General features: G+C 66.1%; 13 protein-coding genes and 1 pseudogene. 2 read left to right on the top strand and 12 right to left on the bottom strand.

Annotated features, from left to right (window positions below; all coding sequences use genetic code 11):
* Window positions 1–2: 2 nt before the first annotated feature.
* Genes LL962_RS03925 through LL962_RS03910 form a run of 4 tightly spaced genes read right to left on the bottom strand, consistent with a single transcriptional unit; the run spans window position 3 to window position 2,996 of the window.
* Complete coding sequence (locus LL962_RS03925; protein WP_104586728.1) at window positions 3–536, bottom strand: pilus assembly protein PilP; 534 nt, start codon at window positions 534–536, stop codon at window positions 3–5.
* Window positions 533–1,198, bottom strand: coding sequence for a type 4a pilus biogenesis protein PilO (locus tag LL962_RS03920; RefSeq protein ID WP_029220527.1), 666 nt, complete (start codon window positions 1,196–1,198; stop codon window positions 533–535). Before LL962_RS03920 ends, LL962_RS03925 begins: the two co-directional genes overlap by 4 nt.
* Complete coding sequence (locus LL962_RS03915; protein ID WP_228315973.1) at window positions 1,195–1,938, bottom strand: PilN domain-containing protein; 744 nt, start codon at window positions 1,936–1,938, stop codon at window positions 1,195–1,197. The genes LL962_RS03920 and LL962_RS03915 overlap by 4 nt, the downstream gene beginning before the upstream one ends.
* Window positions 1,938–2,996 (bottom strand): pilus assembly protein PilM, encoded by a 1,059-nt coding sequence (locus tag LL962_RS03910; protein ID WP_104586730.1) that lies wholly within the window; start codon window positions 2,994–2,996, stop codon window positions 1,938–1,940. Before LL962_RS03910 ends, LL962_RS03915 begins: the two co-directional genes overlap by 1 nt.
* 212 nt (window positions 2,997–3,208) lie before the next feature.
* Here LL962_RS03910 and LL962_RS03905 point away from each other — a divergent pair, with 212 nt between their 5' ends.
* Together LL962_RS03905 and LL962_RS03900 are read left to right on the top strand one after the other, a co-directional pair.
* Entirely contained in the window at window positions 3,209–5,635 is a 2,427-nt protein-coding gene (locus LL962_RS03905; RefSeq protein ID WP_228315972.1) for a penicillin-binding protein 1A, read from the top strand.
* Window positions 5,636–5,934: 299 nt separating this feature from the next.
* Window positions 5,935–6,585, top strand: a complete 651-nt coding sequence (locus LL962_RS03900) for a hypothetical protein (RefSeq protein ID WP_228315971.1) — start codon at window positions 5,935–5,937, stop codon at window positions 6,583–6,585.
* A gap of 116 nt (window positions 6,586–6,701) precedes the next feature.
* Here LL962_RS03900 and LL962_RS03895 read toward each other — a convergent pair whose 3' ends face one another.
* The 8 genes and pseudogenes from LL962_RS03895 to LL962_RS03860 form a co-directional block, all read right to left on the bottom strand.
* Window positions 6,702–7,991: a citrate synthase gene (locus LL962_RS03895; RefSeq protein WP_104586733.1), complete on the bottom strand. Its 1,290-nt coding sequence runs from the start codon at window positions 7,989–7,991 to the stop codon at window positions 6,702–6,704.
* A 225-nt stretch (window positions 7,992–8,216) separates the two neighbouring features.
* A complete protein-coding gene (locus LL962_RS03890) occupies window positions 8,217–8,459 on the bottom strand; it encodes a type B 50S ribosomal protein L31 (RefSeq protein WP_104586734.1) in 243 nt (80 codons plus the stop codon).
* Window positions 8,460–8,530: 71 nt separating this feature from the next.
* Window positions 8,531–9,469 (bottom strand): nucleoside hydrolase, encoded by a 939-nt coding sequence (locus tag LL962_RS03885; RefSeq protein ID WP_228315970.1) that lies wholly within the window; start codon window positions 9,467–9,469, stop codon window positions 8,531–8,533.
* Between the two features lie 129 nt (window positions 9,470–9,598).
* The gene (gene recG / locus LL962_RS03880) at window positions 9,599–11,740 is read right to left on the bottom strand and encodes an ATP-dependent DNA helicase RecG (protein WP_228315969.1); all 2,142 of its coding nucleotides are present in this window, start codon (window positions 11,738–11,740) and stop codon (window positions 9,599–9,601) included.
* Window positions 11,741–11,770: 30 nt separating this feature from the next.
* The gene (locus LL962_RS03875; RefSeq protein WP_228315968.1) at window positions 11,771–12,151 is read right to left on the bottom strand and encodes a RidA family protein; all 381 of its coding nucleotides are present in this window, start codon (window positions 12,149–12,151) and stop codon (window positions 11,771–11,773) included.
* Window positions 12,152–12,256: 105 nt separating this feature from the next.
* Window positions 12,257–12,382, bottom strand: a pseudogene (locus LL962_RS03870) (IS481 family transposase); the annotation flags it as partial.
* Window positions 12,383–12,597: 215 nt separating this feature from the next.
* Window positions 12,598–14,139 (bottom strand): galactarate dehydratase, encoded by a 1,542-nt coding sequence (garD, locus tag LL962_RS03865; RefSeq protein ID WP_228315967.1) that lies wholly within the window; start codon window positions 14,137–14,139, stop codon window positions 12,598–12,600.
* 36 nt (window positions 14,140–14,175) lie between these two features.
* The gene (locus LL962_RS03860) at window positions 14,176–15,447 is read right to left on the bottom strand and encodes an OprD family porin (RefSeq protein WP_104586738.1); all 1,272 of its coding nucleotides are present in this window, start codon (window positions 15,445–15,447) and stop codon (window positions 14,176–14,178) included.
* Window positions 15,448–15,466: the final 19 nt, after the last annotated feature.

The raw sequence follows: 15,466 nt of genomic DNA, 5'->3' as shown, positions 1-15,466 counted from the left end.
CTTTATTGATCATCCAGTGCGAGCGCGGCCGGCCGTTCAAGCCATCCACCCGCACCGTCCGGCACAAGTTCAATCAGCTCGATGCGGTCTTCGTAGACCCCGGTCACCCGGCCATCGCTCTGCCCCAGATACACGCCCGGCCGCACCCGGTAGGTCACCTTGTCCGGCGCCATCACCAATGCGATCAGGCCCGACCCACCCCCGATGGTCCCCACCATGTCGAGGGCGTCGAGCGGAAAGGCTTCCAACGGCTCCTTGCGCCGGTTCGGATCCGGTCGCGTGCCGTTGCCGCCTTCCGCGCTGACCCAGGCATCGCTGAACGGGTCGCGCATCGACTGCGCCGCGTATTCGAACGTCTCGAACTGCTGCATCACCGGCAGCGGCTCCAGTGGCGGCGCAGGGCGTGCGCGCACCTCGGCCACCCAGGCTTCCAGATTCGGTGCATCGCCAGGGGTGCTGGTGATGCCACGGCTGCAGGCCGGCAATACAGCAATTAGCGCCACGCAGGACAGGATCTTGAGCAATTTCATGGTCATTGGCCGCCCTTCTTCGCAGCATCGGCCGCTGCCTTCTCCTGCTCGGCCATTTCCTCATCGTCCAGATAGCGATAGGTCTTGACCGTACCGGACAGCTCCAGTGCGCCGCGCGGCGTGATGCCGGCCTTGGCGTCCTTGGGCTTGAGGTTGATGTCGTGCATGGTCAGGATCACCACGCGCGGAAGCGAGGCCACGCCGCTGACGAATGCGCCGAACTGGTGGTAGCTGCCCACCATGCGCAAGGCGATCGGCTTCTCGGCGTAGAACTCCTTCGGCGATTCCGGACCCGGCTGGAACAGCTCGTTGGACAGGCCGCTGGACAACGCGGTCTGCGAAATGTCGATGATCAGGTCGGGCATTTCGGTCTTGCTGGGCAGCTGGCGCAGCATCTGCTGCAACACCTGTTCCATCTGCGCGAGCTGCTGCTTGAGCGGCTCTAGGTTGACCGCACGACCCTGCTGGGTTTCGAACTCGGTGCGCAGCTGCGACTCGGTGCCTTCCAGCCCTTCCAGTTCGTCGCGCTTGCCGCTGATCAGCAGGAACCAGGCCAGCACCATGATGAACAGGCCCACCACCACGCAGAACACGATGCGCGCCTGTTGCGGCCAGCCGCCGATGTTGTTGAAGTCCAGATCGCTGAGCTTGAATGATTTCTTACTCATGACGCCGCCCCCTCCTGCGGCCGAGTCGCTTGCGCAGGTGCCGGCGTGGCTGGCGCCGCGGCGGGCGCCGGTGCGCCGGCAGGTGCCGGTGTGGCGCCAGCCGGCGTCGCGCCAGGTGCCTGGCCGTCGACCGGAGCGGCCCCGTTCTTGTCGGTCTCGTTCGGGTTGGCGAGTTTGACCTTCAACGTGAAGACATACGGCAGCGTCTTGGTATCCATCGCCGAGGCGACCGGCTGGCCGGCTGCCTTGTCCTGGCTCTTGGCCTCGATGATCGACAGGTCCGGATTGGTCATCCAGCCCGAGCCTTCCAGGTTGCGCATGTAGGTACTGACGCGCGCGTTGGATTGCGAACGCCCTTCCAGCGTCAGGATGTCACCGTCCTGCTTGATGTTGGTCAGCGCCACGCCATCGGGAATGGTGCGGACCAGCGAATCGAACAGGTGCACCATCTGCGAGCGATTGGCCTGCAGTTCCTCGATGACCTTCTTGCGGGCCAGCAGGCGGTCCTTCTTCTTGTCGAGTTCCTTGATCTCTTCGTTCTGCGCCTTGACCTTCTCGATCTCGGTGGTCAGGAACGCATTGCGTTCGGTCTGGCCGCTGATCTGCGCGTCGTAATAGAACCAGATCAAGGCCGACAACAGCACCCCGCCCAACGCGGCGAAGCCCAGCATCGAATAGAACTCGCGCTCGCGCGCCTTCCGGCGCTCGGCGCGCCAGGGCAATAGGTTGATTCTTGCCATCAGTCGAAGCTCCTCAGGGCCAGGCCGGTGGCGATCATCAATGCAGGCGCATCCAGCGCCAGCGCATGGGCCTGAACCTTCGGCCCCAGCGTCATCTGAGCAAGCGGATTGGCGACCACGGTGGTCACGCCCAGCTGTTCTTCGACCATTTCCGGCAGGCGCGACAGCGCCGCACAGCCGCCGGCCAGCACGATGCAGTCCACGCGATTGAATTCGCTGCCCGCGTAGAAGAACTGCAGCAAGCGGCTGATCTGCTGCACCGTCGCTTCCTTGAACGGTTCCAGCACTTCGACCTCATAGCTTTCCGGCAAACCACCCTGACGCTTGGCCAGGCCGGCCTCTTCGTAGGACAGGCCGTAACGGCGCATCACTTCGTCGGTCAGCTGCTTGCCGCCGAACACCTGCTCGCGGCTATACAGACTACGGCCGGAGCGCAGCACGCTCAGCGTGGTCATGGTGGCACCGATGTCGACCAGCGCGACCACCGCATCGGCGGCCACCGGCAGCTCGCTGGCCACCAGGGCGAACGCGTTCTCGACCGCGAAGGCCTCGACATCCATCACCTTGGCGGTCAGTCCGCCCAGCTCCAGTGCCGATTGGCGCAGCTCCACGTTCTCCGAGCGCGACGCCGCCAGCAGCACCTGCACCATGTCCGGGCTGTTGGGCATCGGGCCGATCACCTCGAAATCGAGGTTCACTTCCTCGATCGGGTACGGGATGTAGTTGGTGGCCTCCAGTTCGACCTGGGCCTCCATGTCGCTGTCGTCCAGATCGGCCGGCATCGGGATCAGCTTGGTGATCACCGCCGACCCGGCCACTGCCGCAGCCGCGTTCTTGGCCTTGCTGCCGGAGCGGTTGATGGCCCGGCGGATCGCCTCGCCCACCGCTTCGACTTCGACGATGTTCTTTTCCACCACCGCATTCGGCGGCAGAGGTTCCACCGCGTAGTGTTCCACGCGAAAACGATTCCCGCTGCGCGACAGCTGCAAGAGCTTGACCGCAGTGGAACTGATATCGACACCAATTAGTGGCGACTGACTCTTGGGTAGAAGCCCCACGGAAACTCCCCTGCCGATGGGCACTTGGACGCATTGCGCCCGCGTATTAATAATCAAATTTTAACAGTTGACAAGCCCCTCACGCGCAAGGCAATGACCCCGCGATCGTGACCCCAGTGCTGTCGTCTGCGATCCCCAGAGCTCGGCCCCAGCCAAACTCGGCGTCATCTATACTCTGTGACCAAGAAATCTGCAATCGGAATCTCTCGTACATGCCCCGTATTCGCCGTTGGCTGGGCTGGATCCTGGCCACGCTCGTCGTCCTCGCACTGCTTGGCGCCATTGCCGCCGGCGGCCTGTATTACGCCATTTCCTCGAAGTTGCCCGACGTACAGTCGCTCAAGCAGGTCGAACTGCAGGAGCCCATGTACGTCTATGCCAGCGACGGGCGCCTGATGGCGGTCTACGGCGAGACCCGGCGTTATCCGATCCAGATGAAGGAAGTCCCGCTGCGCCTTAAGCAGGCCTTCCTGGCGACCGAGGACGCGCGGTTCTACGAGCACGGCGGCGTGGACTACAAGGGCATCGGCCGCGCGATCTGGCTGCTGGCCACCACCGACGCCAAGCGCGTGCCCGGCGGCTCGACCATCACCCAGCAGGTGGCCCGGCAGTTCTTTCTGAGTTCCGAATACAGCTATACCCGCAAGTTGGCCGAGATCCTGCTGGCCCGCAAGATCGAAAGCGAGCTGAGCAAGGACGAGATCTTCGAGCTGTACCTCAACAAGAGCTTCTTCGGTAACCGCGCCTATGGCGTGGGCGCAGCGGCCGAGTATTACTTCGGCAAGAAGCTGGGTGAGCTGAGCCTGGACGAGATGGCCTCGCTGGCCGGCATCCCCAAGTTCCCCTCCAGCGGCAATCCGATCAGCAACCCCGAGCGCGCACGCGAACGCCGCGATTATTACGTCCTGCAACGCATGGCCGATCTGGGCTTCGTCAGCCAGGCCGAGGCCGATGCGGCCAAGGCGGTCCCGATGCACGCCAAGCCGCACGAGCCGCCGGTCGAGGTGTACGCGCCCTACGTGACCGAGCTGGTACGCCAGGAAATGATCGCCAGGTATGGCGGGGACGTGCTCAACAAGGGCTACCACGTCACCACCACCATCGATGCCACCCTGCAGACCGGCGCGGACGTGGCGATCAACGACGGTTTGCGGCTGTACGACCACCGCCACGGCTGGCATGGCGTGGAACAGCATTTCGACGTCGCCGACGCGGCCGACGCGGCCGCGCTGGCCAAGCATCTGCAAGGCGCCTATACGCAGGGCGGGCTGCGCCCGGTGATCGTGGCGCGGACCAATGCCGATGGCGGCGTGACGGTCGTGCAGCACGACAAGACCGAACTCACCCTGCCCGCCTCGGCCAGCCGCTGGACCGGCAAGACCCCGGCCAAGCTGCTCACCCGCGGCGACCTGACCCGCATCCGTGCGGGAGACAAGGAGGGCGAGTGGAGCATCGACCAGCTGCCGCGCGGCCAGGCCGCGCTGGTGTCGCTGGATGCCGACAGCGGGGCGCTGCGTGCGCTGGTCGGCGGCTTCAGCTTTGCCGGCAACAAGTTCAACCGCGCCACCCAGGCACGCCGCCAGCCGGGCTCGAGCTTCAAGCCGTTCGTGTATGCCGCGGCCTTCGAAAAGGGCTTCAACCCGGCATCGATCGTGCTGGATGCGCCGGTGGTGTTCCGCGATCGCCGGGGCAAGACCTGGTCGCCGCAGAACGACGGCGGCGGCTTCCGCGGCCCGATGCGCCTGCGCGAAGCGCTGGTGCAGTCGCGCAATCTGGTGTCGGTCCGTCTGCTGGACGCGATCGGCGTGGATTTCGCGCGCAAGTACATCAGCCAGTTCGGTTTCCAGGAGGCCGAACTGCCGCCCAACCTGTCGATGTCGCTGGGTACCGCGTCGTTGACGCCACTCTCGGTGGCGCGCGGCTATGCGGTGTTCGCCAATGGCGGATCGCGCGTGGACACCTGGATCGTCGACGAGGTCAAGGACCGCGACGGCAACGTCATCTTCAAGGAAGTGCCGGCCGTCGCCTGCCGCACCTGCGCCCTGCAAGGCGGCAATGTGGCGCCGGTCAGCCAGGTGGTGGACGGCTTCAATTTCGGCGCGCAGGCACCGCCGACGCCACCGGCCCCGGCCGCTGGCGCCGCACCGGCTCCGGCGCAGACCGCACCTGCGGCCACGGCACAGACCAAGATCGCACCGCGTGCCATCGACGAGCGCACCGCCTACCAGCTGGTCTCGATGATGCGCGACGTGGTCCAGCGCGGCACCGGCACCGCTGCCAAGGTCTTGGGGCGCGAGGACGTGGGCGGCAAGACCGGCTCGACCAACGATCACCGCGACGCCTGGTTCTCCGGTTTCGGCGGCCCGTATGCCACCACCGTGTGGGTCGGCCGCGACGATTTCCGCTCGCTCGGCTATCGCGAGTACGGCGGCAAGGCGGCGCTGCCGATCTGGATCGACTACATGCGCGTGGCGCTGAAGGACAAGCCGATCGCGGCCAACGACCCGCCCGATGGCATGACCCAGTCCACCATCAATGGCGCGGTCGAATGGGTCAAGAACGAAGATCTGGACCGCCTGCAGGATTACGACTACGGCCTGCAGGAGCAGCAGGACGAGAAGGCGTTCGATATCTTTTGAGGGCGGGGATTCGGGATTGGGGATTCGGAACAGCATGGCTGCGCCGATTCCCTTCTTGCTCGGGAGGCGTTCGAGGCGGGCGACCGCGCGCGCCTACGAAGTGTCTGGAGTCCTCCAGGCGCATCGGACGCAGCACATGCCGATCCGGTTGCTGGCTGCCCAGCCGATCGGCATGTCGTCGACAGCGCCATCCAAGCGCCGACAGCACGACCTTCCCCCAACTCGATGCCCGACGCATTCGCCACGTCTTCATGTGGCTGTTGTAGAGTCGAGTGCAGGTTCATCAGGGGAGCCCGGTCATGCACCACGCGCGCCAACACGCCGATACGCGCACCCGAGAACGCCGTCATCGGCTTGCCCACGAGGCCGCCAGGCTGATGGCCGAAGGCGGCATCCGCGATTTCCACCAGGCCAAACTCAAGGCCGCCAATCGGCTCGGCATCCATGACGATGCGTCGCTGCCGCGCAATCGCGAGATCGAGGATGCCCTGCGCGAGTATCAGCGCCTGTTCGCCGGACCCGACCACGCAACCCGGTTACGCCAGCGTCGCGAGGCCGCATTGCGGGCACTGGATTTCCTGGGCTCGTTCCAGCCACGCCTGGCCGGCCCGGTCCTGGAAGGCACTGCCGACGCGAATGCCCCGGTGCAATTGCAGCTGCACAGCGACGATGCCGATGCGGTGCAGCGGTTCCTGGAAGAACACCGTATTCCAGCCGAAGCACGCAGCCGCCGCCTGCGCCTGGATCGCGAACGCAACGGCGACTTCCCGGTATGGGTGTTCAGTGCCGAGGAGCTGACCTTCGACCTGACCGTGCTGCCCTACGACGCGCTCCGCCAGGCGCCACTCTCGCAACTGGACGAGAAGCCGATGCCGCGCGCCTCGGCCGCGCAGTTGCGGCAACTGCTGGCCGACGAAGAGATCCAGGGCTACGTGCAGCAACCGTACTGAACGCCAGAGACGGCACTGTCTTTGCGTTGCCGCCGGATCGCCTCGCCTGCCGCCGCTGCAGAGACAAGAACGCCCCGCAGTGCGGGGCGTTCGTCGACGCAGACGCGCCTTGCGCCTTAGCGCTTGGCGGCGTCGGTGTAGTCGCGCTTGTCGTAGCCGGTGTAGATCTGGCGCGGACGGCCGATCTTCATTTCCGGGTCGACCTGCTGCTCCAGCCAATGCGACACCCAGCCGGCAGTGCGCGCGATGGCAAACATCACGGTGAACATTTCCACCGGGATATTGAGCGCCTTGTAGATGATGCCGGAATAGAAGTCGACATTCGGGTACAGCTTGCGCTGCACGAAGTAGTCGTCCTTCAACGCGGCCTCTTCCAGCTTCAGCGCCACTTCCAGCAGCGGATCGTTCACGCCCAGCTCGCCCAGCACCTTATGGGTCATCTCGCGGATGATCTTGGCACGCGGGTCGAAGTTCTTGTAGACGCGGTGGCCGAAGCCCATCAGGCGGAACGAGGAGTTCTTGTCCTTGGCCTTGGCCACGGCGGACTCGACGTTGTCGGCGGTGCCGATCTCTTCGAGCATCTTCAGCACCGCTTCGTTGGCGCCGCCGTGTGCCGGGCCCCACAGCGCGGTGATGCCGGCAGCCACCGACGCATACGGGTTGGCACCGGTCGAGCCGACCAGACGCACGGTCGAGGTCGAGGCGTTCTGCTCGTGATCGGCGTGCAGGATGAACAGCAGATCTAGCGCCTTGGCCACAACCGGGTTGATCTCCAGCGGCTCGCTCGGCACTTCGAACATCATGTGCAGGAAGCGGTCCACGTAGTTCAGGTTGTTACGCGGGTAGCGGATCGGCCAGCCGATCGAATAGCGGTACGCAGCGGCGGCCAGGGTCGGCACCTTGGCGATCAGACGGATGGCCGCCTGACGGCGCTGCTCCGGATCGTTGAGGTCCAGGGTGTCGTGGTAGAACGCCGACAGCGAGGCGACCGAGCCGGCCAGCATGGCCATCGGGTGCGCGTCGTGACGGAAGCCGCCAAGGAAGTTCTTCAGCGACTCGTGCATCATCGTGTGATGCGTCACTTCGTGATCGAACTTCTTGAATTCGTCCGCGGTCGGCAGCTCGCCGTTCATCAGCAGGTACGAGACTTCCAGGAAGCTCGACTTCTCGGCCAACTGTTCGATCGGGTAACCGCGGTACAGCAACACGCCGTTGTCACCATCGATATAGGTGATGGCCGACTTGCAGCTGGCGGTGGCGGTGAAGCCCGAGTCGTAGGTGAACAGACCGGTTTCTTTGGTCAGCTTGGAGATGTCGACGCAGTCGTTGCCCAGGGTGGGCTTGAGAACCGGCAGAACGACCGACTTATCGCCGGCGTTGAGCGTGACCTGATCAAGATCGGACACTGTGTACGCTCCTTCAGTGGAAGGCGCCTGATCCCACATGGGCAGGCACGTGATGGAAGTCCAAGGCAGCGCCTCGGATCCCGCCATTATCGCACAGCAGCATTTTGGCCGTCGCTTGGACTGAAGTCGTAGACGCGCAGCCCGAGGTGAGCGGGCGAAGCGGCGGCCCAAAAGACAACGGCCGCGCAATGCGCGGCCGTTGCCGATACAGCCCGTCCTGCAGGCTCAGCGCCCGTAGCGCTTCTGGAACTTGTCGATCCGGCCGCCGGTGTCGATCACCTTGTGCTTGCCGGTATAGAACGGGTGCGATGCCGAGGAGATTTCCACCTTGATCAGCGGGTATTCCTGGCCATCTTCCCACTTCACGGTCTCTTTCGAGCTCATCGTGGAACGGGTCAGGATCTTGAAATCGGAGGTCACGTCGTGAAAGACGACGTCTTTGTAGTTGGGATGCACGTTATCTTTCATGGACTTGGCGCCGGGCTGCCTGGATAAGCCGGGCATTATAGCGGCCTGCAGGCAGCCGACGCAAGATTGCCCTAGCCGGCCGACAAGGCCGCCCCGACCAGGCCGTAGAACCGCTGGCGGTCGTATTCCAGCAACAGGTTGGCGTTGTCGGGGGCTCCGCCCTGCCGGTTCCAGTCCACCAGGGTCATGCCGCGGGTGTGGGTGCCGGACAGTTCGATGTGCACCGGGCGCTGTTCCAGACGCTGGGCACCCTCCGGCTGCAGGGCGAACGCCATGGCCAGCGCGTCGGCCGCATACCAGTACTCGCCCCGGCTGTCCTCCGACCACAGACGGGTCTTGCGCGAGATTTCCTCGTAGAACCGGGCGCGGGCCGAATCGGCGGCCAGCCACTGCTCCACGTCCCGGTGCAGCAGGCCGTGCGCGATGGTGGCTTCCCAGTCGGCGACGTCGAAGTGCGGAAAACCGCGGAACACGATGTGCGCCGCCTCCGGGTCGAAACCGATGTTGAACTCGGCAGCCGGGGTGATGTTGCCGTGCCCGGTCAACGCGCCGCCCATCACCACCAGCCGTGCCACGCGCTGCGGCAGGGTCGGGTCCAGGGTGAGCGCCAGGGCCAGATTGGTCAGTGGCCCGAGCGCCACCAGCAGCAGCTCGCCGGCATGTTCGTGCGACAGGCGCAGGATGGCGAGCGCGGCGTGCTCGGCCTCCACGGTGCGAGCGGCGGCGGGCAGACCGACATCGCCGAAGCCATCCAGACCATGCACGTGGGCCGCATCGACCGAGGGATGCAGCAGCGGCTGCGGGCAACCGGCATACACCGGCACATCGGCGCGGCCGGCGATCTCGCAGACCTTCAGCGCGTTACGCACCGTATGTTCCAGTCCCACGTTGCCGGCCGCAATGGTCAGCCCGACCACGTCGTGGCGGTCGTCGTTGAAGGCCATCAACAACGCCAGCGCATCGTCCACGCCGGGGTCGGTATCGATCAGCAGCGGTATTCTTTTCGTCATGGGATCAGGGAGTGAGCATTCGGGATTCATTGCCGCATCTTCGCAAGGATCGGCCGATCACGCGAACCTGCAGGCTGCAGCAGCCCCGCTCCGACGAATCCCCAATCCCGAATGCCCAATCCCCGCCGCTCACGCGGCGGCATACCGCACCGCGCCGCCGATCCAGCGCGCCACCACGCGGTCGGCGATCTGCGGGGCGTCGATCAGCAGCCGTTCGGCCAGCACCTGCACGCGCGGCAGCAGCGCGGCATCGCGGGCAAGGTCGGCGATGCGGAAACTGGCCAGGCCGGTCTGGCGCGTGCCCAGCAATTCGCCGGGGCCGCGCAGCTCCAGATCCTTTTCGGCGATCACGAAGCCATCGTTGGTCTGGCGCATGGTTTCCAGGCGCTGGCGCGCCATCAACGACAGCGGGCCCTGGTACAGCAGCACGCAACTGGACGCGGCCGCGCCGCGCCCGACCCGGCCGCGTAGCTGGTGCAACTGGGCCAGCCCCAGGCGCTCGGCGTTTTCGATGATCATCAGCGAGGCGTTGGGGACGTCCACGCCGACTTCGATCACGGTGGTGGCCACCAGCAGATCGCTGTGGCCCTGTTTGAAATCGAGCATGGCCCGCTGCTTCTCGGCAGGCTTCATGCGCCCGTGCACCAACGCGACGCGAACGCCGGGCAGCTGCGCCGACAAGGTCTCGTAGGTGACTTGCGCGGCCTGCGCGTCGATGCGCGGCGGCCCGTTCGGCGCGCCCTTCTCCGGCTCTTCGCTTTCTTCGATCAGTGTGCACACCCAGTAGGCCTGGCGGCCTTCGGCGCAGGCGGCGCGAATGCGTTCGACCAGCTCAGGGCGACGCTCGGCGCTCAACACGATCGTCTGCACCGGCGTGCGGCCGGGCGGCAGCTCGTCGATGGCCGACACGTCCAGGTCCGCGTAGGTGGACATCGCCAGCGTGCGCGGGATCGGGGTGGCGGTCATCACCAGTTGGTGCGGCACGCTGCCGGCGGCCGCCCCCTTGTCGCGCAGCGCCAGGCGCTGATGCACGCCGAAGCGGTGCTGCTCGTCGATGATGGCCAGGGCCAGGTCGTGGAAGACCACCGCCTCCTGCATCAAGGCGTGCGTGCCCACCACCAGCTGCGCCTGGCCGGAGGCGACCTCGGCCATGGCCGCGGCGCGCGCCTTGCCGGTGACCTTGCCGGCCAGCCAGACGATGCGGATGCCCAACGGCTCCAGCCAGCCGCGCAGGTTGCTCAGGTGCTGCTCGGCCAGCAGCTCGGTGGGCGCGGCCAGGGCGACCTGCTTGCCCTGCTCCACTGCCAGCATCGCCGCCAGCGCGGCGACCACCGTCTTGCCGCTGCCGACATCGCCCTGCACCAGCCGCAGCATCGGCGAGGGTTGTGCGAGATCGTGCGCGATCTGTTCGAACACGCGCTGCTGCGCGCCGGTGAGCTGGAACGGCAGTGCCTTGCGCAGCTGCTGCACCAGGCGGCCGCCGCGCAACTGCGGGGCACGGAAACGCTGCAACGCAATGCGTTGGCGGCGCAGGCTGAGCTGGTGCGCCAGCAGCTCTTCCAGCGCAAGGCGTTGCTGGGCCGGATGCCCGCCGGCGAGCAGCTGTTGCGGGTCGGTGCCGACCGGGGGGCGGTGCATGGTCAGCAAGGCCGCGCGCAGCGAGGGCAGCCGTTCGTCCTGCAGCCAATGCGGCGGCAGCAGTTCCAGCGCACCCTCCGCGGGCAGCCGCTCCAGTGCCTGGCCGATGAGCTTGCGCAACGTGGCCGGGCCAACGCCTTCGAGCACCGGATAGACCGGGTCCAGGCTGTCGCCCAATCCTGCGTCCTCGCCGGGCGCGAGCACCCGGTAGCTGGGGTGCACGATCTCCCAGCCATGCTGGCCGGGCTTGGGCGTGCCGAACACCCGCACGCGCGTGCCGACCGCGAACTGCGCCACCTGGGCGGCGCGGAAGTGGAAGAAGCGCAGCACCACGCTGCGGTGCGAGTCGTCCGAGACCGCCACACGCAACACCGGGCGGAAGCGGAAGCCGCGTTCCACCGCGTCCACCCTTCCTTCGATCTGCGCCGGCACGCCGCTCTGCAGCTGCGCGATGGTGGTCAGCCGGGTGCGGTCTTCGTAACGCAGCGGCAGGTGCAGCCACAGATCCTGCACGCTCACGATACCGCGCGCGGCGAATTTCTCGGCCACCCTGGGGCCGACGCCGGGCAGGCTGGACAGCGACGCCTCGCCGGCGACGGCTAGGCTGGGCGTTGCGATGCGCGCGCGCGGCATGACGGATCGGCGCCGATCAGTCGAACCGGATCAGTCGAGCACCATCACCGCATCGACTTCGAAGCCGGCGCCCTTGGGCAGGCCCGAGACTTCGATGGTGGAGCGGGCCGGGAACGGTGCCTGGAAATACTCCTGCATCACCGCGTTGACGGCGGCGAACTGGCCCAGGTCGGTCAGGTACAGGCCCAGCCGCACGATCTTGTCGAGCGAGCCGCCGGCCGCTTCGGCCACCGCCTTGAGGTTATCGAAGGCCCGACGCGCCTGTGCGCCGATGTCGCCCGACACGATCTCGCCGGTGGCCGGGTCCAGCGGGATCTGGCCGGAGAAATACACGGTGTTGCCGGCGCGCACGGCCTGGGAATACGGACCGATGGCGGCAGGCGCCTGATCGGTATGGATGATCTGGGACATGGGAACTCCGTCAACACTGAAAACGAGCGCGCATTGTATCGGCGCATGCGGTGGACGGGCGAATGGGGAACGGGGGACGACTGCGCGCGGGTGGTGGCTGGTGGACTAGCTGTATAAACCCACCACGTTGTTCATCAGGATCCCGGAGATGGGAGGTCGGCGTCCAAGGCTGGCATGGGGCCGATGCCAGTTGTCGTGATGAGGCCAGTGCGGCAGGTGCGCGGCGCGCTGCTCGGTGGGGGCATGTTTCGGCGATGCTGGTTGCTGCGCGCTTTCGCCTACGTGCGCGATTGGTTTTGCAGGGTAGCCAGTGTGTGCTGTCGGGCACTGTGTGAGGTCACTCATGAGGCTGCGCACGTATCCTCATCGGCCCCGTCGGGCACCTTCTCCCGACGGGCGAAGGAACCAGCGCCGCGCTGCCGGCCGAAAACGCTGACCCCGCAGAACTAGGTGATCGGCGCAGGGTTGAACAAGGCCAGGTCGTTGTGCAGGCGATGCTGCTCGGTCCAGGTGCGTTGGCCGCTGGCCACGTCCAGATAGCGCTGGAACAACTCCCAGCCCAGTTCCTCCAGCGTCTTGGCTCCCGTGGCCACGCCGCCGGCATCGATGTCCATCAGGTCGGACCAGCGCTGCGCCAGCTCGCTGCGGGTGGCGACCTTGATCACCGGCACCATGCCCAGGCCGTACGGGGTACCACGCCCGGTGGTGAACACATGCAGGTTCATGCCGGCGGCCACCTGCAGCGTGCCGCAGACGAAATCGCTGGCCGGGGTCGCGCAATACTGCAGGCCGCGCCCCTTGACCCGCTCGCCGGGTGGCACCACGCCGTTGATCGCCGACGAGCCGGATTTGGCGATCGATCCCATCGCCTTCTCGACGATATTGGCCAGCCCGCCCTTCTTGTTGCCCGGGGTGGTGTTGGCGCTGCGATCGGCCTGCCCGCGCGCCAGATAGGCGTCGTACCAGGCCATTTCGCGTACCAGCGCCCTGGCCACATCGGCATTGGCCGCGCGTGGCACCAGCAGATGGATACCGTCGCGCACTTCGGTGTTCTCCGAAAACATCACCGTGGCGCCTGCACGCACCAGCAGATCGGCTGCCACGCCCAGCCCCGGGTTGGCGGTGACGCCGGAAAACGCGTCGCTGCCGCCGCATTGCATGCCCACCACCAGTTCGCTGGCCGGCACGGTTTCGCGGCGACGCCGGTCCAGATGGCGCAGGCGTTCCTCGGCCATGGCCATGATCGAGCCGACCATGTCGGCAAAGCCCAGGCTGGCTTCCTGCAGGCGGTAGACGTCGCTGTCGTCATCGGTGGCGTCGTCGGGCAGCAGCCGCTCGGGAGCGAGTTTTTCGCAGCCCAGCCCGACGATCAACGCCTGCCCGCCGAAGTTGGGGCTGCGCGCGATGTTGCGCAGCGTGCGGATGGGAATGATGGCCTCCGGCGCGGTGATCGCCACGCCGCATCCGTAGACATGATTGACCGCCACCACATCGTCGACGTTGGGATATTTGGGCAGCAGCTCGGTGCGAATGCGCTCCACCGCGTGACCGAGCACGCCGACCACGCACTGCACACTGGTCATGATGCCCAGGATGTTGCGCGTGCCCACGCTGCCATCGCGGTTGCGGTAGCCCTGGAAGGTGTAGCCATCCAAGGGCTCGGGTGCGGGCGTCGGCTGCAGCGACAGATCCAGCGCGGCCAGCTCGGGCGCTTCGGGCATCGCCAGCAATTGCTCGCTCACCCAGGCCCCGCGTGCGATGTCGGCATTGGCGGTGCCGATCATCGCACCCAGGCGTACCACCGGCGCGCCCGCGGGCAGGTCCTCCAGCGCCATCTTGTGGCCCTGCGGAATGTGCTCGATGGCAGTCACCCCATCAGGAAAACCGGCGCCGGCGGGCGCACCGCCGTCGTTGACGACGATGGCGACATTGTCGCGCGCATGGGCGCGGATGCTGAGCCAGGGCATGGCGTGCGGGGTTGCGGACATCACAGGGCTACCTTGCAGAACATGGGGTGGAATGCGTTAGCGGTCGGGGCTGTCGAACTGGCGCCGGTACTGCAGGATCAGGCGGTTCTCATCGACATTGCGCTGGTAATTGGAGCGAAAGGTGCCGTTGAACCAGATCAGGCTCAGATGCTTGAAGCGTTCGCCCTGGAATTGATAGGTGGTCAGGATGTCGCGTGCCCACTCGCGGCCTTCGCCGGCATAGGTGGCCGGCCGTGCATTGTCACCACTGATGTAGCGCGCCATGACGCTGAGACCGGGAATGCCGATGCTGTCGCCATCGATGTTGTAGCGCAGCTGCCAGCTGCGCTCGCCGCGTTCGAGGAAATCGTTGATGAAGGTCCAGTTGAAGACATTGCCGTCGGTGCCGCCCGGCCACGGCATGGCGCTGGGCCCGGACAGCCTCTGGTAGCCCACGCCGAACTCATGGCCGCCGGTGCGCCAGGACACCATGCTGCTGAACATGCGGTTGTCGATCGGGCCGGCACGCGACTGGCCGACGTCGTCGGTGCGGAAGTAACGCAGATCCACCCGCAGCCGGTCCTTGCCGAACATGTGGGTCTGGATCAGGTTGTAGAGCTGTTGGCGATAGATGTCCTGCATCAAGGCGCCCTGATAGCGCAGCTGGGTGCCCGGGGCCAGCGCGTAGGTCGCAGAGAACAGATTGAACGCATCCGAATCCGGCGTACCCGGAAAGCGCCGGTTCTTGTTGGCCAGGGTGATCGGCACGCGCGAATCGCCGTCGCGATACCAGGCGCTGGTGAAGCGGGCCAGCAGCAGATCGAGCTTGGGCACGTCCTTGGATTCCAGCGTCACGCCCTGGAAGGTCTCCGGCATGATGCGGGTGATGCTGGCGCGCACCAGCGGTTCGTTGGGAATGAAGCTGCCCCATTTCAGCTCGGTCTGCGAGGCGCGCAGTTTGAGCGTGGGCGCCACACGCACCAATGCATGCTGCGCGGTCCCGTCGTCGTTGTTGGGAAGCAGGCCGGTGCCGCCTTCCGCACGCACGCCATCCAGCTTGAAATCGCCGATCCCCAGCAGATCCAGACCCGCACCGACCGGGCCGCGGGTGTAGCCGCTCCTGGCGTCGATCACGAAGCCCTGCGCCCACTCGGCGCGCTTGCCCTGCCCTTCGCCGCTGCGGAAGTCGCGGTTGTAGTAGAAATTGAGCGCAGTGACTTCGGCGGTGGCGCCATTCCAGAACCCCTCATCCGGCTGTTGCGCACGCGCACGCCCGGCCGCACCGACCACCAGCAGCGCCGCGCCACTGATTGCCATCATGCTTTTCATTGCTCGGTTCTCCACCTGC

The organism is Xanthomonas sp. NCPPB 1067 (assembly GCF_020783795.1).
Classification (GTDB): domain Bacteria; phylum Pseudomonadota; class Gammaproteobacteria; order Xanthomonadales; family Xanthomonadaceae; genus Xanthomonas; species Xanthomonas melonis.
The sequence above is the reverse complement of the archived record's forward strand: the minus strand, read 5'-3'. Positions and strand labels throughout refer to the sequence as shown.